Origin of the sequence: Pseudomonas sp. TWR2-1-1 (assembly GCF_049897045.1) — a bacterium.
Classification (GTDB): Bacteria; Pseudomonadota; Gammaproteobacteria; order Pseudomonadales; family Pseudomonadaceae; genus Aquipseudomonas; species Aquipseudomonas versuta.
In genome coordinates this window covers 259695-278893 of the sequence record NZ_JAFCVM010000005.1, presented here as the reverse complement: position 1 = coordinate 278893, position 19199 = coordinate 259695, and the positions used below count along the sequence as shown (strand labels likewise).

Annotated in this window: 20 protein-coding genes; 19 read left to right on the top strand and 1 reads right to left on the bottom strand. The window is 62.5% G+C overall.

Going from position 1 to position 19199, the window contains the following annotated elements; translation table 11 throughout:
- The 18 genes from ACP7BO_RS14995 to ACP7BO_RS14910 are packed head-to-tail and all read left to right on the top strand — an operon-like array spanning position 1 to position 16780.
- A complete protein-coding gene (locus ACP7BO_RS14995; RefSeq protein WP_073509394.1) occupies positions 1–255 on the top strand; it encodes an acyl carrier protein in 255 nt (84 codons plus the stop codon).
- On the top strand, positions 252–797 hold the full coding sequence (locus ACP7BO_RS14990) for a hypothetical protein (protein WP_060695904.1): 546 nt from the start codon (positions 252–254) through the stop codon (positions 795–797). Before ACP7BO_RS14995 ends, ACP7BO_RS14990 begins: the two co-directional genes overlap by 4 nt.
- On the top strand, positions 794–2503 hold the full coding sequence (locus ACP7BO_RS14985) for an AMP-binding protein (RefSeq protein ID WP_426211172.1): 1710 nt from the start codon (positions 794–796) through the stop codon (positions 2501–2503). The genes ACP7BO_RS14990 and ACP7BO_RS14985 overlap by 4 nt, the downstream gene beginning before the upstream one ends.
- Complete coding sequence (locus ACP7BO_RS14980) at positions 2496–3230, top strand: glycosyltransferase family 2 protein (RefSeq protein WP_426211170.1); 735 nt, start codon at positions 2496–2498, stop codon at positions 3228–3230. Before ACP7BO_RS14985 ends, ACP7BO_RS14980 begins: the two co-directional genes overlap by 8 nt.
- The gene (locus ACP7BO_RS14975) at positions 3227–4165 is read left to right on the top strand and encodes a glycosyl transferase (RefSeq protein ID WP_397455100.1); all 939 of its coding nucleotides are present in this window, start codon (positions 3227–3229) and stop codon (positions 4163–4165) included. The genes ACP7BO_RS14980 and ACP7BO_RS14975 overlap by 4 nt, the downstream gene beginning before the upstream one ends.
- A complete protein-coding gene (locus ACP7BO_RS14970; protein WP_073509391.1) occupies positions 4146–5690 on the top strand; it encodes an HAL/PAL/TAL family ammonia-lyase in 1545 nt (514 codons plus the stop codon). The genes ACP7BO_RS14975 and ACP7BO_RS14970 overlap by 20 nt, the downstream gene beginning before the upstream one ends.
- Positions 5683–6108, top strand: a complete 426-nt coding sequence (locus tag ACP7BO_RS14965; protein WP_060695914.1) for an acyl-CoA thioesterase — start codon at positions 5683–5685, stop codon at positions 6106–6108. Before ACP7BO_RS14970 ends, ACP7BO_RS14965 begins: the two co-directional genes overlap by 8 nt.
- A complete protein-coding gene (locus tag ACP7BO_RS14960) occupies positions 6105–6764 on the top strand; it encodes an outer membrane lipoprotein carrier protein LolA (protein ID WP_426211168.1) in 660 nt (219 codons plus the stop codon). The genes ACP7BO_RS14965 and ACP7BO_RS14960 overlap by 4 nt, the downstream gene beginning before the upstream one ends.
- Complete coding sequence (locus tag ACP7BO_RS14955) at positions 6754–9069, top strand: MMPL family transporter (protein ID WP_426211166.1); 2316 nt, start codon at positions 6754–6756, stop codon at positions 9067–9069. Before ACP7BO_RS14960 ends, ACP7BO_RS14955 begins: the two co-directional genes overlap by 11 nt.
- Positions 9063–10223 carry a sodium:proton antiporter gene (locus ACP7BO_RS14950; protein WP_397455103.1) on the top strand — a complete coding sequence of 387 codons (1161 nt, stop codon included), beginning with the start codon at positions 9063–9065 and terminating at the stop codon, positions 10221–10223. Before ACP7BO_RS14955 ends, ACP7BO_RS14950 begins: the two co-directional genes overlap by 7 nt.
- Positions 10214–11461: an NAD(P)/FAD-dependent oxidoreductase gene (locus ACP7BO_RS14945; protein WP_426211164.1), complete on the top strand. Its 1248-nt coding sequence runs from the start codon at positions 10214–10216 to the stop codon at positions 11459–11461. Before ACP7BO_RS14950 ends, ACP7BO_RS14945 begins: the two co-directional genes overlap by 10 nt.
- A complete protein-coding gene (locus tag ACP7BO_RS14940; protein ID WP_426211162.1) occupies positions 11458–12183 on the top strand; it encodes a class I SAM-dependent methyltransferase in 726 nt (241 codons plus the stop codon). The genes ACP7BO_RS14945 and ACP7BO_RS14940 overlap by 4 nt, the downstream gene beginning before the upstream one ends.
- Entirely contained in the window at positions 12180–12734 is a 555-nt protein-coding gene (locus tag ACP7BO_RS14935; protein WP_426211160.1) for a DUF3261 domain-containing protein, read from the top strand. The genes ACP7BO_RS14940 and ACP7BO_RS14935 overlap by 4 nt, the downstream gene beginning before the upstream one ends.
- Positions 12731–13918: a beta-ketoacyl-[acyl-carrier-protein] synthase family protein gene (locus ACP7BO_RS14930; protein ID WP_397455106.1), complete on the top strand. Its 1188-nt coding sequence runs from the start codon at positions 12731–12733 to the stop codon at positions 13916–13918. The genes ACP7BO_RS14935 and ACP7BO_RS14930 overlap by 4 nt, the downstream gene beginning before the upstream one ends.
- The gene (locus tag ACP7BO_RS14925) at positions 13915–14382 is read left to right on the top strand and encodes a hotdog family protein (RefSeq protein ID WP_060695927.1); all 468 of its coding nucleotides are present in this window, start codon (positions 13915–13917) and stop codon (positions 14380–14382) included. Before ACP7BO_RS14930 ends, ACP7BO_RS14925 begins: the two co-directional genes overlap by 4 nt.
- On the top strand, positions 14375–15103 hold the full coding sequence (gene fabG / locus ACP7BO_RS14920; RefSeq protein ID WP_397455108.1) for a 3-oxoacyl-ACP reductase FabG: 729 nt from the start codon (positions 14375–14377) through the stop codon (positions 15101–15103). Before ACP7BO_RS14925 ends, fabG begins: the two co-directional genes overlap by 8 nt.
- Positions 15103–16329: a beta-ketoacyl-ACP synthase gene (locus ACP7BO_RS14915; protein WP_397455109.1), complete on the top strand. Its 1227-nt coding sequence runs from the start codon at positions 15103–15105 to the stop codon at positions 16327–16329. The genes fabG and ACP7BO_RS14915 overlap by 1 nt, the downstream gene beginning before the upstream one ends.
- 19 nt (positions 16330–16348) lie before the next feature.
- A complete protein-coding gene (locus ACP7BO_RS14910) occupies positions 16349–16780 on the top strand; it encodes a hypothetical protein (protein WP_397455110.1) in 432 nt (143 codons plus the stop codon).
- Positions 16781–16851: 71 nt separating this feature from the next.
- On the opposite strand, the gene ACP7BO_RS14905 is transcribed toward ACP7BO_RS14910, so the two are convergent.
- Positions 16852–17754, bottom strand: coding sequence for a LysR family transcriptional regulator (locus ACP7BO_RS14905; RefSeq protein WP_397455111.1), 903 nt, complete (start codon positions 17752–17754; stop codon positions 16852–16854).
- A 151-nt stretch (positions 17755–17905) separates the two neighbouring features.
- On the opposite strand from ACP7BO_RS14905, the gene ACP7BO_RS14900 reads away from it, so the two are divergent.
- Complete coding sequence (locus tag ACP7BO_RS14900) at positions 17906–19153, top strand: MFS transporter (RefSeq protein WP_426211412.1); 1248 nt, start codon at positions 17906–17908, stop codon at positions 19151–19153.
- The last annotated feature ends 46 nt before the right edge of the window (positions 19154–19199 follow it).

The following is a 19199-nucleotide window of genomic DNA, read 5'->3' as shown; positions in this document are numbered from 1 at the left end:
ATGCAAACCCGTGAAGACATTTTCAACACCCTGCGCGACTCTCTGGTCGAGCTCTTTGAACTCGAGCCCGAGCGCGTCACTCTGGACGCCAACCTGTACCAGGACCTGGAAATCGACAGTATCGACGCCGTTGACCTGATCGATCACATCAAGCGCAAAACCGGCAAAAAAATCGCTGCCGATGAGTTCAAGTCGGTGCGTACCGTCAATGACGTGGTTGAGGCGGTTTATCGCCTGGTCCACCCCGGCGCATGAGTCGACTGATTGCCCCGGCACTGCTGCTGGCCGGCCTGCTGTACCCCTTCGCGGTGTATTTCGGCATGGCCCGTTTCGCCCCGTGGCAGTTTGCGCTGCTGCTCGGCGGCCTGTGGCTGGCGCGGGCCCTGACCGGCCAACGGCGTGCGGCCAACCTGTGGATGGCCGTGGTTGCGCTGGTGTTCTGCGCGTTGCTGGCACTGTTCAACAGCCCGGCCCTGCTGAGTTGGTACCCGGTGCTGATCAGCACATTCATGCTCAGCCTGTTCGGCCTGAGCCTGAAATTTGGCCCACCCATGATCGAGCGCATGGCGCGATTGCGCGAGCCCGTGTTGCCCGCCATTGCGATTCATTACACACGGCAGGTGACCAAAGTCTGGTGCCTGTTTTTTCTGCTCAACGGGTTAGTCGCAGCCAGTCTGACGCTGTGGGCGCCGCTGAGCTGGTGGACGTTGTACAACGGCCTGATCGCCTACGCGCTGATGGGGTTGTTGTTTGCCATTGAATGGCTGATACGACAAAAAGTACGAGGCAGGGCATGAACTGGATAAAACTTGAGCAGTTATTGCTCAAGGGCTACACGCAACGGGCGGTCAGCTTCGACCCGGCCCTGGATCACGCCACCCTGCGCGAGCAGGCACTGAGCCTGGCAGGTGGATTGCAGCAGCGCGGCGTGCAACGGATTGCCGTGCACCTGGACGATGCCGCCGAGCTGGCGGTCGCCTTGCTCGGTGCCTGGCGGGCCGGCGTCAGCGTGTTACTGCCCGCCGACCTGCAAGCGCAAACCCGGCAACGCTGGGATGCCCAGGTTGACCTGTGGATAACTCAAGGCAGCGAACTGCAGGCGCTGTATGCCGCCCCTCTGCCTGCTGCCGCGCTGGATCTCGACGGGTGCCGGCTGAGCCTATGTACCTCGGGCTCCAGCGGTGAGCCCAAGCGCATCGACAAGACCCTGCGCCAGATGGCCAATGAAGTTGAGGCGCTGGAGCAACTGTGGGGCAGTGAGCTGGGCGATGCCTGCATCATCGCCAGCGTGGCCGCACAGCATATCTATGGCCTGTTGTTCCGGGTGCTCTGGCCGCTGTGTGCGGGCCGCAGTTTTGTGCGTCAGCAACTGGCGTTCCCCGAAGACATGCAACGCGTCAGCCGCGAGCACCCGGCCTTTGCCTGGATTGCCAGCCCGGCCCTGCTCAAGCGCATGGGCGACAACCTCGACTGGGCCGCGCTGAGCCCGGTACGCCGGGTGTTTTCCTCGGGCGGCGCCTTGCCCGCCGAAGCCGCGCAAGCCTTGCACCAGCGCCTGGGCCAATGGCCCACGGAAATTTTCGGCAGTTCTGAAACCGGTGGTATCGCCTGGCGACAGGGCCCGACCCTGTGGCAACCGTTTGCCGATGTACAGCTCAGTCAGGGCGAAGACGGCGCGCTACGCATTGCCTCCACCTACCTGCCCCCAGGCCATATTGAACACAGCGCCGATGCAGCACGTATCGAAGCCGACGGGCGCTTCGAATTGCTCGGGCGCCTTGACCGTATCGTCAAACTCGAAGAAAAACGCATCTCGCTGCCAATGCTGGAACAGGCACTGGTGGCACACGACTGGGTGCTTGAAGCCCGCTTGGGTGTCGTGCGGGAAAACCGGGCTTCGCTCGGCGCCTTGCTGGTCCTGAGCGACAGCGGCCTGTTTGCCTTGCGTGAACATGGCCGCCGCACGCTGACCCAGACCCTGCGCCAGCACCTGAGCCAGCACTGTGAAGCACTGGCTTTGCCGCGTCGCTGGCGCTTGCTGCGCCAGCTGCCCCTCACCAGCCAGGGCAAACTGGCGCAGTCCCAGGTCGATGCGTTGCTGCTGGCGCCACGGCCCAAACTGCCCGAAGTCCTGAGCCAACACCTGGTCGACGGCGTGTTGACCCTGAGCCTGGCGGTGCCCCCGGACCTGGAGTTTTTTAGCGGTCACTTTCCCAAAACCCCGGTGCTGCCGGGGGTGGTGCAAGTGGACTGGGCCATCGGCCTGGGCCAGCAACTGCTCGACCTGCCACCGCGGTTTGCCGGGATGGAAGTGCTCAAATTCCAGCAACTGGTGCGCCCCGGCGACGAAATTGAGCTGACCCTGCGTTTTGACCCTGAGCGCAGCAAATTGCACTTCGCCTATCGCCATGGCGACGCCGCCTGCTCCAGTGGGCGCATTGTCCTGGCCGCCCATGACAGCCGCAGTGGGAGCAGCGACACAGAGGGGCCTGCCCATGCATAACCCCTGCGCGGTGATCCCGGTCTACAACCACGAAACCGCCGTGCCTGCAGTGGTTGATGCGCTGCTCGCCGCCGGTTTGCCCTGCGTGCTGGTGGACGACGCCAGCAACCCCGCGTGCAGTGCCGTCCTCGAACAGCTGGCGCAAGGCGAAGGCATCCATCTGGTCCGCCTGGCGGTCAATCAAGGCAAGGGGGGCGCGGTCATGGCCGGCCTGCGCGAAGCCTCTGCCCTGGGCTTTACCCACGCCCTGCAGGTGGACGCCGACGGCCAGCACGACCTGCGCGACGTGGTGACCTTTATCCAGGCCTCGCAACTCAACCCCCAAGCGCTGATTTGCGGCTACCCGCAATATGACGCCAGTGTGCCCAAAGGCCGTTTGTACGCGCGCTACCTGACCCACGTCTGGGTGTGGATCAACAGCCTGTCGCTGCAAATCCCCGATTCGATGTGCGGCTTTCGGGTCTACCCGCTGCCTGCAACCCTGGCCCTGATCAACTCGGTCAAACTGGGCAAGCGCATGGACTTCGACCCCGAAATCCTGGTGCGCCTGGCCTGGCGCAATCAACCGATGCGCTGGCTGGCGACCCGGGTCCATTACCCCCAGGACGGTCTCTCGCACTTTCGCCTGTTCCACGACAACGCGTTGATCAGCGCCATGCACACCAAGCTTTTCTTCGGCATGCTGATCCGTTTCCCGGTCATTCTCTGGAGGCGCTGGCAGGCATGAGCGATGCACAACAGCATTGGGCTGAGCACAAGGAGCGCGGCAATTTCTGGTTGATGAAGCTCACCTCCCTGGGCATCAAACTGCTTGGCCGCCGCCTGCTGACGCCGGTGTTGTATGGCATCGTGCTGTACTTCTTTATCTTCGGCCGCCGCGCCCGCCACAGCATTTGGTGCTACCAGCAACGGCTGGCCGACTGGAGCGGGCAACCCGCCTTGCGCCCCTCTCACTGGAAGGTGTTCCGCCAGTTCATGGCATTTGCCGACGCGCTGCTGGACAAGCTCGACATCTGGAATGGCCGGCTCAGGATTGAAGACATCGAAATCGTCGACCCGGCCCACCTGCGCGATCAACTGCGCGGCGAACGCGGGCAAATGCTGGTGGGCGCGCATCTGGGCAACCTTGAGGTATGCCGCGCACTCGCCGAGCTGGGCGAAAAGGTCACCATGAACGTGCTGGTGCACACCCGCCACGCCGAGCAATTCAACCGCCTGCTGGGCGAAGCCGGGGCCACCAACCTGCGGCTGATCCAGGTCAGCGAACTCAACCCCGGGGTCATGCTGCAGCTGAGCCAGCGCCTGGAAAACGGCGAGTGGCTGGCGATTGCCGGTGACCGGGTACCGCTGCATGGCGGGCGCAATGTGCAGGTCGATTTTTTAGGCCACCCGGCGCCCTTCCCCCAAGGCCCGTGGCTGCTGGCCGGGCTGCTCAAGTGCCCGGTCAATTTACTGTTTTGCCTCAAGCGCGAAGGCCGTTACCGAGTGATCCTCGAACCCTTCGCCGACGCCGTGCTGTGGCGGCGCAGCGACCGCCAGCAAGTGATTGCCGACTGGGCCACGCGCTACGCCGAACGCCTGGGCCATTACTGCCTTGAAGCGCCACAACAGTGGTTCAACTTTTACCCTTTCTGGAAAGCCGATGACGACGCAACCCCATGAGCCAGTAACCTTCGGCCAAACCCCATTGCGCATTGAAGACGTGCTGGCGCTGGCCAATCGTCAGGTGCCCACCCGTCTGCAAGACGACGACGCCTATCGCGAGCGCATCGCCAGGGGCGCGCGTTTTCTCGATTCGTTGCTGGACAAGGAAGGCGTGATCTACGGCGTGACCACCGGTTACGGCGATTCATGTGTGGTGGCGGTGCCGCTGGAGCATGTCGAAGCGTTGCCGCGTCATCTCTATACCTTTCATGGCTGCGGGCTGGGCAAACTGCTCGACGCCCAGGCCACCCGCGCCGTGCTCGCGGCGCGTTTGCAGTCGTTATGCCATGGCGTGTCCGGGGTACGCATCGAGCTGCTGGAGCGCCTGCAGGCCTTCATCGCCCACGACATCCTGCCGCTGATCCCGGAAGAAGGCTCGGTCGGCGCCAGCGGTGATCTGACCCCGCTGTCCTACGTGGCCGCCACCCTGTCCGGCGAGCGCGAAGTGCTGTTCAACGGTGAACGCCGCCTGGCGGCTGACGTACACCGCGAGCTGGGCTGGGCCCCGCTGGTACTGCGGCCCAAGGAAGCGCTGGCGCTGATGAACGGCACCGCCGTGATGACCGGCCTCGCGTGCCTGGCCTATGCCCGCGCCGATTACCTGCTCAAGCTGGCGACCCGCATCACTGCGCTCAACGTCGTTGCGCTGCAGGGCAACCCTGAGCATTTCGACGAGCGCCTGTTCGCCGCCAAGCCGCATCCGGGGCAAATGCAGGTCGCCGCATGGATTCGCCAGGACCTGGCCATCGACGCCCCGACCGCGCCGTTGCATCGCCTGCAAGACCGCTACTCGCTGCGCTGCGCCCCCCATGTACTGGGCGTGCTGGCCGACAGCCTGAACTGGCTGCGGTCGTTTATCGAGATCGAACTCAACAGTGCCAACGACAACCCGATCATCGACGCCGAAGAAGAACGCGTGCTGCACGGCGGGCATTTCTACGGCGGCCATATCGCCTTTGCCATGGACAGCCTCAAGACCCTGGTCGCCAATGTCGCCGACCTGCTGGACCGCCAACTCGCACTGCTGGTGGACGTGCGTTACAACCACGGCCTGCCGAGCAATTTGTCGGGCGCGACGGCGGAACGGGCCATGCTCAACCACGGCTTCAAGGCGGTGCAGATCGGCACCAGTGCCTGGACCGCCGAGGCCCTGAAAAACACCATGCCGGCCAGCGTGTTTTCGCGTTCCACCGAATGCCACAACCAGGACAAGGTGAGCATGGGCACCATCGCTGCCCGCGATGCGATCCGCGTGCTGGAGCTGACCGAACAAGTGGCCGCCGCAGCCTTGCTGGCCGCCAACCAGGGCGTGTGGCTGCGCAGCCGTGGTGAAGATGCCCGCCCGCTACCGCCGGCACTGGCGCATATGCACGCCGAACTGGCCAAGGACTTCCCGCCCGTGGTTGAAGACCGCGCCCTAGAAGCCGAACTGCGCCTGTGCCTGGCACGGATCGCCCAACAACACTGGAGGCTGCATGCGTAGCAAAGGCGTTCTGCACGTTGACACTGAAATTCTGGTGCCGTTTTTCGACATCGATACCATGCACGTGGTGTGGCACGGGCATTACGTCAAATACCTGGAAGTGGCGCGCTGCGCGCTGCTGGACCACATCGGCCACAACTACACCCACATGCTCGACGCGGGCTATGCCTGGCCGGTGATCGACATGCAGCTGCGTTATGTGCGCGGCGCCACCTTTGGCCAGCGGATCAACGTACGCGCCAGCCTGGTGGAGTGGGAGAACCGCTTGAAGATCAATTATCTGATCAGCGACCTGGCCAGCGGCGAACGCCTGACCCGCGCCTGCACCGTGCAGGTTGCGGTGCAGATTGCCAGTCGCGAAATGCAACTGGCGTCGCCCAAATGCTTTACCGACGCCGTCGCCAGGGTGCTGCCATGACCCCGAAATCCTGTAGGCGCGAGCTTGCTCGCGAGATGTTTGGTCACTTTAAAAAGCTCGCGAGCAAGCTCGCTCCTACAGGGTTTGTGCTGATGTTTTTATGTTCATCAGCCCACGCCTTCGACCTGGAACAGCTCAGCGCACAACTGGCCCGGCCGCAGGTTATCCACGGCGATTTCATCCAGGAAAAACACCTGCGCGCCCTGCCCAAGCCGCTGACCAGCACCGGCACCTTTGTGCTGGCCAAAGACCACGGCCTGCTCTGGCAGCTCAAAACCCCGCTTCAGCAGGATTACCGCATCACCGCCCAGGGCATCGCCCGGCGCAACGGCAATGAATGGCAAATGCTCCCCGGCAAGAGCGCCGGCGCCGAGCAAAACCGGCTGTTCCTCGCCGTATTGCAAGGCGACAGCAGCGGCCTGCAGCGCGACTTTGACCTGCAACTGCAAGGCGAAGCCAAAAACTGGAAGCTGACCCTGACCCCGCGTTCACTGCTGCTCAAACAGATCTTCACGAGGATCAATATCGACGGTGGCGAACTGGTGCAGCGCATCGAGTTGCAAGAAACCCAGGGCGACAGCACCTTGCTCAAGATGCAAAACAGCGTCAGCAACCTGCCATTAAGCGACGCGGAGCAGCACGATTTTGCGCAGTGAACGCTGGTTGCCCCGTGGTTTTCTGATCCTGCTGCTGGCCGTGCTCGCAGTGGCCGCCTGGCAATGGCGTCATGGCGCGCCGCTGTCGGCCAACCTGATGGAACTGGTGCCCGGTGAGTCGCCGGACGCCCTGGAACTCAGCGCCGAACAGCGCATGCAAGAACCGCTGAACCGCGAGATGCTGGTGCTGGTGGGCAGCGCCGATCGCCAGCAGGCCATCGCCACCGCTCAGCAGCTGGGCGAAACCTGGCAAGCCAGCGGCCTGTTTGAAAAGGTGCAGTGGAACCTGCAAGCCGACCTGCCGGCCCTGCGCCAACAACTGCTGCGCGGACGTCTGGCGATGCTGGCCGAAGATGACCGCTCACAACTGATTGAACACCCCGACGCCTTCATCCAGCAGCGGGTGCAATCGCTGTACGACCCCTTTACCGGCTTCAGCCTGGTGCCGAGTCAGGACGACTGGCTGGGCCTGACCGGACGCATTCAGAACAGTCAGCCGGCCCGCGGCACAGTGCAACTGGATATCAGCAGCGGGGCCCTGATCGCCGATGCCGACGGCAAAAGCTGGGTGCTGCTGCGGGCGCGGACCCGGGGCAACGCCTTTGACATGAAGCTGCCGCTGCAAGTGGCCGCCCTGCTCGAACAAAGCCGCCAGCAGGCCGCCAGCAACCACGTGCAACTGCTGGCCGCCAGCGGCCTGTTGTATGCGGCGAGCGGGCAACAGCAAGCAAGCCGCGAAATCACCTGGGTCGGCGGCGGTGCCACCCTGGGGATTCTCCTGCTGTTGCTGCTGGCCTTTCGTCGCTGGCGAGTGCTGCTGGCCTTTGTCCCGGTGCTGGTCGGCATGCTGTTTGGCGCGGTGGCCTGCGTCGCCTTCTTTGGCAGCATGCATGTGATGACGCTGGTGCTGGGCTCCAGCCTGATCGGCGTGGCAGTGGATTACCCGCTGCATTACCTGTCCAAGAGCTGGAGCCTGAAACCCTGGCGCAGCTGGCCTGCCTTGCGCCTGACCCTGCCCGGGCTGAGCCTGAGCCTGGCTACCAGTTGCATCGGTTACCTGGCCCTGGCCTTTACCCCGTTCCCGGCCCTCACCCAGATCGCCATTTTCTCCGCCGCCGGCCTAGTCGGTGCTTACCTCAGCGCCGTATGCCTGCTGCCCGCCCTGCTCAAGGGCGTCGAGCTGCGCCCCGCGCAATGGCCGCTGAGCATTGCGCAAACCCTGCTGGATATCCGTGCCGCATTGCTGAAAAAGATCCCCACACCCGCCTTGCTGGCCTTGTTGCTGGCGTTCTGCGCCGCCGGTTTGTGGCAACTGACCAGTAAAAACGATGTCCGCCAATGGGTCGGCGCACCGCCGCAGTTAATGGCCGAAGCCCAAGCTATTGCGCGGATCACCGGCTACCAGCCCACCAGTCAGTTTTTCCTGGTGCGCGCCGACAATGAACAGCAGTTGCTGGAGCGCCAGGCCGCCCTCAGTGAACGCCTGGATCAGTTGGTCAACATGGGCAAGCTGCAAGGCTATCTGGCGCTCAACCAGCTGGTCAGTCAGCCCGGCGAGCAACAGCAACTGCGGGCCGCCCTGGATCAACTTCCGCAGCACTGGCAGCCACTGCTGGAGCTTGGCGTCCCTCAAGAAGCCCTGCAAAACGAACTGGCGCAGCTCAAAGCCCTGCCCGAGCAGCATGTTGACGATGCCATGACGGGGCCGCTGGCCGAGCCGTGGCGTGCGTTGTGGCTGGGTAAAAACCCTCAGGGCGTGGCCGCGATGGTCAGCCTGCAAGGGTTGAACAATGCCAGCCTGTTGCGGGTGCAAGCACTGGACTTGCCCGGTGTGCAACTGGTGGACCGGCTGGGGGATTTGAACAAGGTGTTCGCCGCCACCCAAATCAGCGCCGCCGAATTGAAGCTGTTGTCCTGCGCCCTGATCGTGTTGCTGTTGATCGCACCCTTCGGTTTTCGCGGCGCGCTGCGCATCGTCGCCCTGCCATTGCTGGCCGCGCTGTGCAGCCTGGCCAGCCTCGGCTGGCTGGGCCAGCCGCTGACCCTGTTCAGCCTGTTCGGTTTATTGCTGGTAACGGCCATCAGCGTCGATTACGCCATCCTGATGCGCGAGCAAATCGGCGGAGCCGCGGTCAGCCTGCTCGGCACCTTGCTCGCGGCACTGACCACCTGGCTGTCATTCGGCTTGCTGGCCGTGTCCAGCACGCCTGCGGTGAGCAACTTCGGGCTGGCGGTGAGCCTGGGGCTGGCGTTCAGCTTCATCCTCGCGCCATGGGCCGGGAAACAGGAGCACACCCCATGCTGAGCCTGCTGTTCTGGCTCATGGCCCTGGCCTTGTTCGCCTTGGCCACCCGCCTGGGGCGCCGCTTCGGGGTGATCCCGATTGTCAGCCAGTTACTGCTGGCGTCCATCGGTTTGCCGCTGCTGATGCTGCTGTGGGTCGAACCCCACTGGCAGCTAAGCGGCGCACAGCTGGTCACGCCGGTATGGCTTAAAAGCCTGTACAGCCTGAGTTTCGCCCTGTTGCTGGGGCATATCCTGAGCGATGTGATTGATCTGCGCATCGACCGCCAGAGCCTGAAAATCGCCGTGCCCAGTTTTGCCGTTCCGTTTGTCTGCGGGCTGGCCTGCGCGGTGTGGCTGTTGCCTGCACAACCCTGGCTGAGTTCGCTGGCGGTCGGCCTGGTGTTTGCGATCACCGCGATCCCGGTGCTGTATCTGTACTTGCGTCATATCGACTACCCACCCGCTGCCGCCCGGCGCCTGGTACAAAGCGCGATCCTGATCGATCTGACCTGCTGGAGCCTGTTCGGCCTGGCCCAGGGCAGCCTCAACCTCAACAGCTTGCTCCTGCCGCTGGCAGGCGCCCTGTTGCCATTGCTGCTGCGCGGGCTGCGGATTCGCCAGCCGCTGTGTTACAGCCTGAGCTTTTTCGCCCTGCTGGTGGTGGCCGAGCATTACCACCTCAACGCGCTGATTTTCGGGGTCGGTTATCTGCTGTGCATGGCGTGGCTCAAAGTCCCGCTGGTGATGCCATTGAAAGCTGCCTGGCTGGAAGCTTTGCAGACCCATTTCGCGGTGCCGTTGATCCTCACGTTCGGCATTGTGCAGATCAACCTGCACAGCGCCCTGAACACCATCAGTGCACTGCAGATAGCGGCGCTATTGCTGCTGCCGATGGCCAGCAAGCTGCTGGGCAACTGGCTCGGCCTGAGCTGGGCCACACCGTCGTTCGCGGGCGCCAGCAAATGGCGTGAAAGCCTGCTGCTGAATATTCGCGGGTTGAGTGAAATCGTGTTTCTCAACCTGCTGCTGCAACAACAACTCATCAGCCCCGCGCTGTATTTCGCGCTGATGCTGATGGGCTTGATCGCCACGCTGTTACCGGCGCTGGCGGGCATGAACAAACCCCCTTTGAAGTCTGCTGTAACCCGCGACAAGGAGCCCTTGTGTCAGTAGTAGATATGGAACGTCGTCAGGTGGTGGTGATTGGTGCCGGGCCCTCCGGTGCAATCGCGGCTGCCCTGCTCAAACGCAAAGGCCATGATGTATTGATCGTCGAGCGCCAGCACTTCCCGCGCTTCTCCATCGGCGAAAGCCTGCTGTCGCACTGCCTGGATTTCGTCGAAGAAGCCGGCATGCTCGAGGCGGTGCAAGCCGCCGGTTTTCAGCTCAAGAACGGCGCTGCCTTTGCCTGGGGCGAGCAGTACAGCGCCTTCGATTTTGGTGACACCTTCAGCAATGGCAAGCCGACCACGTTCCAGGTCCAGCGCGCCGATTTCGACAAGTTGCTGGCCGACCAGGCCGCACTGCAAGGCGTCGAAATCCGCTATGGCGAAACCGTGACCGCAGTCGATGTCGAACGCAGCAAACCGCTGCTGCAGGTTGTACGCGAAGACGCCAGCCGTTATCAGATCGAGGCCGACTTTATCCTCGACGCCAGCGGTTACGGGCGCGTACTGCCGCGCTTGCTCGACCTCGAGGCGCCCTCCAGTTTCCCGATACGCCAGGCGGTGTTCACCCACGTTGAGGACCGGATTGACTGCGAGGGTTTCGAGCGCGAAAAAATCCTCATCACCACCCACCCGACCCGGCGCGACATCTGGTTCTGGACCATCCCCTTCAGCAATGGCCGCTGTTCGGTGGGAGTGGTGGCAGCGGCAGAACAGTTTGCCGGGCACAGCCAAAACCTCGACCAGTGCCTGCGCAGTTTTATCGATCAGACCCCAAGCCTGGGCCGGGTGCTGGCCAATGCCGTGTGGGACACCCCGGCACGCACCATCGGTGGTTACTCGGCCAACGTCAAAACCCTGCACGGGCCGGGTTTTGCCCTGCTGGGCAATGCCGCCGAGTTCCTCGACCCGGTGTTCTCTTCGGGCGTGACCATTGCCATGCGCTCGGCCAGCATGGCCGCCGCAGTGCTGCACCGCCAGCTGCAAGGCGAAGCCGTAGACTGGCAAACCGAGTTTGCCGAACCGCTCAAGCGCGGGGTCGACACCTTCCGCTGCTACGTCGAAGGCTGGTACGCCGGCACCTTCCAGGACGTGATCTATCACCCTGACAGCTCACCGCAAATACGCCGCATGATCAGCGCGATTCTGGCCGGCTATGCCTGGGATGAGCGCAACCCGTTTGTCAGCGAACCCAAGCGTCGCCTGCGCATGCTGTCGGACATCTGCGCCACGGAGACCGTATGAAACCTCTGAGCGATACCTACGTTGAAGAAACCCGTTTCGGGTTCTGGTTCTTGCGCAGCCACACCTGGCAGCATCACGTGTTGCGCGTGGCAATCAACGACCTGCGCAGCCTGTTCAGCGCTGAGCTGCCAACTGCGCCGGTGATCCTCGATGCAGGCTGCGGGCAGGGCAAGTCGTTCCAGTACCTGCACCGCACGTTTACTCCCAAGCGCCTGATCGGCCTCGACGCCGACCCGCTGAGCCTGACCCTGAGCCGCGAAGAAGCGCGCCGCCAGGGCATCGACATTGAGCTGATCGGCAGCGACTGCGCCGAACTTGAAGTCGCGGACGCCAGTGTCGACATTCTGTTTTGCCATCAGACATTCCATCACCTGGTGCAACAGGACCGGGCGCTGGCCGAGTTTTATCGGGTGCTCAAGCCGGGGGGCTATTTGCTGTTTGCTGAATCTACCGAGGCCTACATCGACACCTGGGTGATTCGCTGGCTGTTCCGCCACCCGATGCACGTGCAGAAAAGTGCGGCGCAGTATCTGGAGATGATCCGCGATCAGGGCTTTGAGTTTGAAGCGCAGAACGTGTCGTACCCGTACCTGTGGTGGAGCCGCTCCAAAGACTTTGGGCTGCTGGAACGCCTGGGCCTGCGTCGTGCAAAGCCGGTGGGTGAGCGCGAGGAAACCCTGGTCAACGTGGTGGCACGTAAACCTGCGGGACCTGCGCAGTGAGCCTGGCGATGCACAAAACCTGTAGGAGCGAGCTTGCTCGCGAGATTTTTAAAAAGATCAAACAGCTCGCGATCAAGCTCGCTCCTACAGGGTTGCTGGCGTGTCTGCTATTGAGTGGCTGCACCAACCTGCCGCTGCCCAAACAAATGCCGGCTCTGACGCTGCCGATGCAACTGCATATTCAGCGCGAACAGGGCGATCAGCGTCAGGACTGGCTGCTGGTGATTCAGCAACAAGACGCAGGCTTGCGCTGGTCATTGATGGACCCGCTGGGGATTCCCCTGGCGCGTCAGGTGCTGCAGGACGGCAATTGGCATGCCGACGGTTTGTTGCCTCCCAACCCCGAGGCCCGGGAGCTGTTTGCCGCCTTGCTGTTTGCATTGACGCCACAAGCCGGGCTGTCAGCTAATTATCCACAGGCAGAATCGGCGTCCGACGCGCGATTTCTGGGGTCGCGCTGGCAGGTGCACTATCAACAGCCACAAGCGTTTCACATTGATATGAAGGGCAATCTGCACTACGCCATTAGCCCGTTGGAGGCGGCACCATGACCGCATACCTGAATGCATTGGGCATCATCTGTTCACTGGGCCGCGGCCCGGATGAAGTGGCTCACCGGCTGGTGGCGGGAGACTGTTCGGGCATGCAGCGCGCCAGCGGCTGGGTGCCCGCACGCTCGGTGTCGGTAGCCGGTGTGCAGGGTGCACTGGCAGCGATCCCGGCTGAACTGAGCGGGCACAACAGCCGCAACAATCAATTGCTGCTCGAAGCGGCATTGCAGATTCGCGAGCCCATTGAGCAGGCAATCCGCACCTGGGGCCGCGATCGCATCGCCATTGTGCTGGGCACCAGCACCTCGGGTATCGATGAAGCCAGCAACGGTATAACCCATTACTTGCAGCATCAGCAGTTCCCCGCCGATTACGATTATCAGCAGCAGGAACTGGGCGCACCGGCCAATTTCCTGGCTGACTGGCTGAACCTCAGCGGTCCGGCCTATGTCATTTCAACCGCCTGTACCTCCAGCGCCCGCGCCCTGATGAGTGCCCAACGCCTGCTGGACATGAATCTGTGCGACGTGGTGCTGTGCGGCGGTGTCGACAGTTTGTGCAAGCTCACCCTCAATGGCTTTTCGGCGCTTGAAGCGGTGTCCGATGAGCGCTGCAACCCGTTCTCGGTAAACCGCAGCGGGATCAATATCGGCGAAGCCGCGGTGCTGTTTTTGATGAGCCGCCAGCCCGCCGCCGGGCATTCGATTGCCCTGCTCGGCGCCGGTGCCAGTTCTGACGCGCACCATATCTCTGCCCCCGAGCCCACGGGCCGGGGTGCGGCTCAGGCGATGCACAAAGCCTTGCGCCGGGCCAATCTGCAAGCCAGCCAGATCGGCTACCTGAACCTGCATGGCACTGCCACCCGGCACAACGACGCCATGGAAAGTCACGCCGTGACCCAGGTGTTCCCCCAGGGCGTGCCCTGTTCCTCGACCAAGCCCATGACCGGGCACACCCTGGGTGCAGCAGGGGCTCTGGAAGCTGCGTTTTGCTGGCTGAGCCTGACCCACGGCAACCTGCTGCCACCCCATGTCTGGGATGGCCAGGGCGATCCGGCACTGGCGCCGCTCAATTGGGTGACGCCCGGCCAGACTCTGGCATCTACACAACAACGCTGCCTGATGAGCAACTCGTTTGCTTTCGGCGGCAATAACGTCAGCCTGATTATCGGAGACGCCCCATGATTGATTGGCCGCTCGCCGAATTGCTGCCCCACGCCGGCGACATGATCCTGATCGATCAGGTGCTGGGGTTTGACCAGGAACAGATTCACACCCGCCTTACCGTGCGCGCCGGCGGGTTGTTCAACCGCGAAGACGGCAGCCTCCCGGCGTGGGTGGGCATCGAGTTGATGGCGCAAAGCGTGGCGGCCTATGCCGGTTGCCGCGCACGCAGTGAAGGCAACCCCGTCGAGCTGGGCTTTTTGCTCGGCACGCGCAAATTTGAATGTAACGTCGAGCACTTCCCGGCGGGCGCCGAGTTGCAGATCCACGCCCTGCGCTCGCTGGAAGACGACAACGGCATGGGCGTGTTCGAGTGCCACCTCAGCGGCCCCGGCATTCATGCCAGCGCCCGCCTGAACGTGTTCCGCCCGCCCCAGGCACAAAACTATCTTGCTCAAGCATCCCGGGAGACGCGCCATGACTGAGTCCATTTTGGTCACAGGCTCCAGCCGTGGCATCGGTCGCGCCATCGCCTTGCGTCTGGCCCGGGCCGGCTTTGATCTGGTGCTGCATTGCCGCAGTGGCCGCAGCGAGGCCGACGCCGTAATGGCCGAAGTACAGGCCCTGGGCCGCAGCGCCCGGGTGCTGCAATTTGACGTGTCGGATCGCGCCCGCTGCCGGGAGGTTCTTGAAGCCGACGTTGAAGCCTTTGGCGCCTATTACGGCGTGGTGCTCAATGCCGGTCTGACCCGCGATGGCGCCTTCCCGGCGTTGAGTGAAGACGACTGGGATGTGGTGATGCGCACCAACCTGGACGGTTTTTACAACGTGCTGCACCCGGTGATGATGCCGATGATCCGCCGCCGCAAGGCCGGGCGCATTGTGTGCATTACCTCGGTGTCGGGCCTGATCGGCAATCGCGGACAGGTCAATTACAGCGCCTCCAAGGCCGGTCTGATCGGTGCCGCCAAAGCGCTGGCCATCGAACTGGGCAAACGCAAGATCACCGTTAACTGCGTCGCTCCGGGCCTGATCGACACCGCCATGCTCGACGAAAACGTCCCCGTGGAAGAACTGATGAAAATGATCCCCGCACAACGCATGGGCACCCCGGAAGAAGTGGCGGGCGCGGTCAACTTTTTGATGTCCGGCGAAGCCGGCTACATCACCCGCCAGGTCCTGGCGGTCAATGGAGGCCTGTGCTGATGAAGCGTGTTGTCGTCACCGGCATGGCCGGCATCACCTCGCTGGGCAGTGACTGGGCCAGTATTGAAGCCAACTTTTTAGCCGGACGCAGCGGCATTCGCCGGATGGACGAGTGGGACCGGTTCACTGAGCTCAACACCCGTCTGGCCGGCCCTATCGATGACTTTGCGGTGCCAAAGCACTGGACCCGCAAACAGCTGCGCAGCATGGGCCGGGTCTCACGCCTGGCCGTTGGCGCGGCCGAGCTGGCCTTGCAGGACGCCGGTCTGCTCGGCAACCCGATCATTCGCGACGGGCGCATGGGCGTGGCCTGCGGCTCGTCCACCGGCAGCACCGACGAGATCAAGGCCTTTGGCAACATGCTGCTCAACTCGGTGGCCGACGGTTTGAATGCCAACAGTTACGTGCGCATGATGCCCCACACCACAGCGGCCAATATCAGCATCTTCTTTGGCCTCACCGGGCGCCTGATTCCCACTTCCAGCGCCTGCACCAGTGGCAGCCAGGGCATCGGCTATGCCTACGAATCGATCAAGTTCGGACGCTTGCCACTGATGCTCGCCGGCGGCGCCGAAGAACTGTGCCCCACCGAAGCCATGGTGTTTGACGCGCTGTATGCCACAAGCCTGAAAAACGACGCCCCGCACACCAGCCCGCGCCCGTACGACAAGGACCGTGACGGGCTGGTGATCGGTGAAGGCGGCGGCATGCTGGTGCTCGAAGAGCTTGAACACGCCCTGGCCCGTGGCGCCCATATCCATGCCGAAATCGTCGGTTTTGGCAGCAATGCCGACGGCCAGCACACCACCCGCCCGGAAGTCAGCACCATGCGCCGGGCCATGGAGCTGGCGCTGGAAGACGCAGGCATCGCGGCGCAGGCCATCGGCTATGTGAACGGCCATGGCACGGCCACCGAACAAGGCGACATTGCCGAAACCCTGGCCACCAGTGAGTTGTTCGGCAAGCACATGCCGATCAGCTCGCAGAAGAGCTTTCTGGGCCACACCCTGGGTGCGTGCGGGGCGCTGGAATCGTGGTTCTGTATCGAAATGATGAACCGCGACCGCTATGTACCGACGCTCAACCTGGATGAAGTCGACCCGCGCTGCGGCGAGCTGGATTACCTGCGTGGCGGGTTTCGCGAAATGCACAACGAATACGTCATGAACAACAACTTTGCCTTTGGCGGGGTCAACACGTCGTTGATCTTGCGCCGCTGGTCGTAACACTTCTGGAGCCAATGGAATGTCTTACCTGCTACGCGTAACCCTGATCGCCCTTGCCCTGCTGACCACCGTGTCGTGCAGCAGCAAACGCATGCTGACCCCCGACCGCACGCTGCACCCCTCGATTCATGCTGACCGGGCGCAGATGCAACAGGCGATCGTAAAGTCCCTGGTCGGTCGTGGCTGGACAGTGCAAAAAATCACCCCTGAACTAGTGCAGGCGCAAATCACCGTGCGTGAGCAATTTCACGCCGAAATCGACATCCCGTACAGCGCCACCCACTACCAGATCATTTACCGCAACAGCAGCGGCCTGGACTACAAGGACGGCAAGATCCACAAGAACTACATCCGCTGGGTACGCCTGCTGGACCGCGACATCGTGCGCGACCTCAAGGACAACCAGAACGAGCGTACGGCGCAGCAGTTGTCGGAAGCGGCTGCAAAGTGACAGTTAACCCCCTGTAGGAGCGAGCTTGCTCGCGAGCTGTTTTCGCAAAAGGCTCGCGAGCAAGCTCGCTCCTACAGGGGTTGGTTAACGGTTTTACGCGTCAGCAGTTCGGCAAATGCCGTGGCCATCGGCGAGCTTTGGCCCTTGCGCTGCACCAGCCATACCGCCGAATGGGCATCGGCATCCAGCAGCGGCCGATACACCACGCCCTTGATCCGCATGTGCTGATACGACGCCGGCAGCACCGATACGCCCAACCCCGCCGAGACCAGGCCAATGATGGTCATGGCCTCGCCCGCTTCCTGTGAAAAGTGCGGGCTGAAACCTGCCTGGCGGGCCAGGCTCATGAGCTGTGCATAGAGTCCGCTGCCGTAACTGCGCGGGAAGAATACAAAGGGCTCCTCGGCCAGGGCCGCCAGCTGCAGGCCCGCTTCGCTGCCGGCAGCCAGCGGGTGGTCGCCCCGGATCACGGCCACCAGCGGTTCGCTGAACAGTTCAACGGCGGTCAATGAGTCCGGCAACGCCAGCGGGCGGATCATCCCGACTTCGATGGATTCGTCCACCACCCCTTCGGCCACTTCGCGGCTGCTCATTTCCTTGAGGTTTAAATGCACCGCCGGGAACGCCTGGCGAAAGGCAAATATGGCCTGGGGAATACTCGAGCTGAATGGCGCCGATGAGGTAAAACCGATTTTCAGTTCGCCCAATTCCCCCAGCTGTGCGCGCCGGGCGACATCGGCAGCCTTGTCGACCTGGGCCAGCACCAGACGCGCTTCCTCCAGGAACAAGCGGCCCGCTTCACTGAGCTCGACCCGACGGTTGTTTCGATCGAACAGGCGAGCGCCCAGTTCTTGTTCCAGCGCCTGGATTTGCTGGCTCAGCGGCGGCTGGGAGATACCCAGCAACTGGGCCGCACGGCCAAAGTGCAGTTCTTCGGCAACAGCGATGAAGTAGCGTAAATGGCGCAATTCCATAGAAGCCCTATTAAGTCGTAAAACCTATCAAACAGGTCGAACAATATATTGGAAAGAATCGTTAGCCACCTATATTCTTTTGCCATTGCCGCTCGGCTTTACGCTTTCTGAGGTCCCCGTGAAAACTGCTGTCGCCCCTCTCGCCCACGAAATCACGCCGCCTGCACAGGGTGATGTGGTTGCGCAACTGAATGACATTTTTATCGAGAAAGGCACACCGTTGTTTATGCGCACGGTGCTGGCGCTGTTCTCGGGGGGCTTTGCAACCTTTGCCTTGCTGTATTGCGTGCAACCGATGATGCCGGTGCTGTCCCATGAATACGGGATCAACGCGGCGCAGAGCAGCCTTATTCTGTCGGTCGCCACTGCGATGCTGGCTATCGGTTTGCTGATCACCGGGCCCATTTCCGACGCCTTCGGGCGTAAACCGGTGATGGTGTTTGCGTTGTTTTCGGCGGCGGCGTTCACCCTCCTCAGCGCGCTGATGCCCACCTGGGAAGGTGTACTGATCACCCGGGCGCTGGTGGGTTTGTCACTGAGCGGACTGGCCGCCGTGGCCATGACCTATTTAAGTGAAGAAATTCACCCGCAACACATCGGCCTGGCCATGGGCTTGTACATTGGTGGCAATGCCATTGGCGGCATGAGCGGACGCTTGATCAGCGGCGTGCTGATCGACTTTGTCAGCTGGCATACGGCGATGATGGTGATCGGCGGTCTGGCGCTGGTCGCAGCCCTGGTGTTTGTGAAGATCCTGCCCGAGTCGCGCAACTTCCGCCCTCAAGCCATGAACCCGCGCAGCCTGCTGAACGGGTTCACGATGCACTTTCGCGATGCCGGCCTGCCATGGCTGTTTCTTGAGGCGTTCCTGCTGATGGGCAGCTTCGTGACGCTGTTCAACTACATCGGTTATCGCTTGCTGGCTGAGCCATACAACATGAACCAGGCGCTGGTGGGCTTGCTGTCAATTGTGTACCTGTCCGGTATTTACAGCTCCGCGCAGATCGGTGCGCTGGCCGACAAGCTGGGCCGACGCAAAGTGTTGTGGGCCGTGATTGTGCTGATGCTGGCCGGGATCGCGCTGACCATGTTCGAACCCGTCGCACTGGTGATCATCGGCATGCTGCTGTTCACCTTCGGCTTCTTCGGCGCGCATTCGGTTGCCAGCAGCTGGATCGGCCGGCGCGCTACCAAGGCCAAGGGCCAGGCGTCGTCGTTGTACCTGTTCAGTTACTACGCCGGATCGAGCATCGCCGGGACCGCCGGCGGTTTCTTCTGGCATTACGCCGGGTGGAACGGCATTGGTTCGTTTATCGCCGCCCTGCTGGTGATTGCACTACTGGTGGCATTGCACCTGGCCCGATTGCCGGTACTGCCGGGGAACGTGAAGAGCATTTGATCCAAGGCCTCTCGCAACCCAAAAAAAACCCGGCAATGGCCGGGTT

Bases quoted from the DNA above. Each gene is read 5' to 3' on its own strand.
- ACP7BO_RS14995 (WP_073509394.1), top strand. From the start codon at position 1: ATGCAAACCCGTGAAGACATTTTCAACACCCTGCGCGACTCTCTGGTC.
- ACP7BO_RS14990 (WP_060695904.1), top strand. From the start codon at position 252: ATGAGTCGACTGATTGCCCCGGCACTGCTGCTGGCCGGCCTGCTGTAC.
- ACP7BO_RS14985 (WP_426211172.1), top strand. From the start codon at position 794: ATGAACTGGATAAAACTTGAGCAGTTATTGCTCAAGGGCTACACGCAA.
- ACP7BO_RS14980 (WP_426211170.1), top strand. From the start codon at position 2,496: ATGCATAACCCCTGCGCGGTGATCCCGGTCTACAACCACGAAACCGCC.
- ACP7BO_RS14975 (WP_397455100.1), top strand. From the start codon at position 3,227: ATGAGCGATGCACAACAGCATTGGGCTGAGCACAAGGAGCGCGGCAAT.
- ACP7BO_RS14970 (WP_073509391.1), top strand. From the start codon at position 4,146: ATGACGACGCAACCCCATGAGCCAGTAACCTTCGGCCAAACCCCATTG.
- ACP7BO_RS14965 (WP_060695914.1), top strand. From the start codon at position 5,683: ATGCGTAGCAAAGGCGTTCTGCACGTTGACACTGAAATTCTGGTGCCG.
- ACP7BO_RS14960 (WP_426211168.1), top strand. From the start codon at position 6,105: ATGACCCCGAAATCCTGTAGGCGCGAGCTTGCTCGCGAGATGTTTGGT.
- ACP7BO_RS14950 (WP_397455103.1), top strand. From the start codon at position 9,063: ATGCTGAGCCTGCTGTTCTGGCTCATGGCCCTGGCCTTGTTCGCCTTG.
- ACP7BO_RS14940 (WP_426211162.1), top strand. From the start codon at position 11,458: ATGAAACCTCTGAGCGATACCTACGTTGAAGAAACCCGTTTCGGGTTC.
- ACP7BO_RS14930 (WP_397455106.1), top strand. From the start codon at position 12,731: ATGACCGCATACCTGAATGCATTGGGCATCATCTGTTCACTGGGCCGC.
- ACP7BO_RS14925 (WP_060695927.1), top strand. From the start codon at position 13,915: ATGATTGATTGGCCGCTCGCCGAATTGCTGCCCCACGCCGGCGACATG.
- fabG (WP_397455108.1), top strand. From the start codon at position 14,375: ATGACTGAGTCCATTTTGGTCACAGGCTCCAGCCGTGGCATCGGTCGC.
- ACP7BO_RS14915 (WP_397455109.1), top strand. From the start codon at position 15,103: ATGAAGCGTGTTGTCGTCACCGGCATGGCCGGCATCACCTCGCTGGGC.
- ACP7BO_RS14910 (WP_397455110.1), top strand. From the start codon at position 16,349: ATGTCTTACCTGCTACGCGTAACCCTGATCGCCCTTGCCCTGCTGACC.
- ACP7BO_RS14905 (WP_397455111.1), bottom strand. From the start codon at position 17,754: ATGGAATTGCGCCATTTACGCTACTTCATCGCTGTTGCCGAAGAACTG.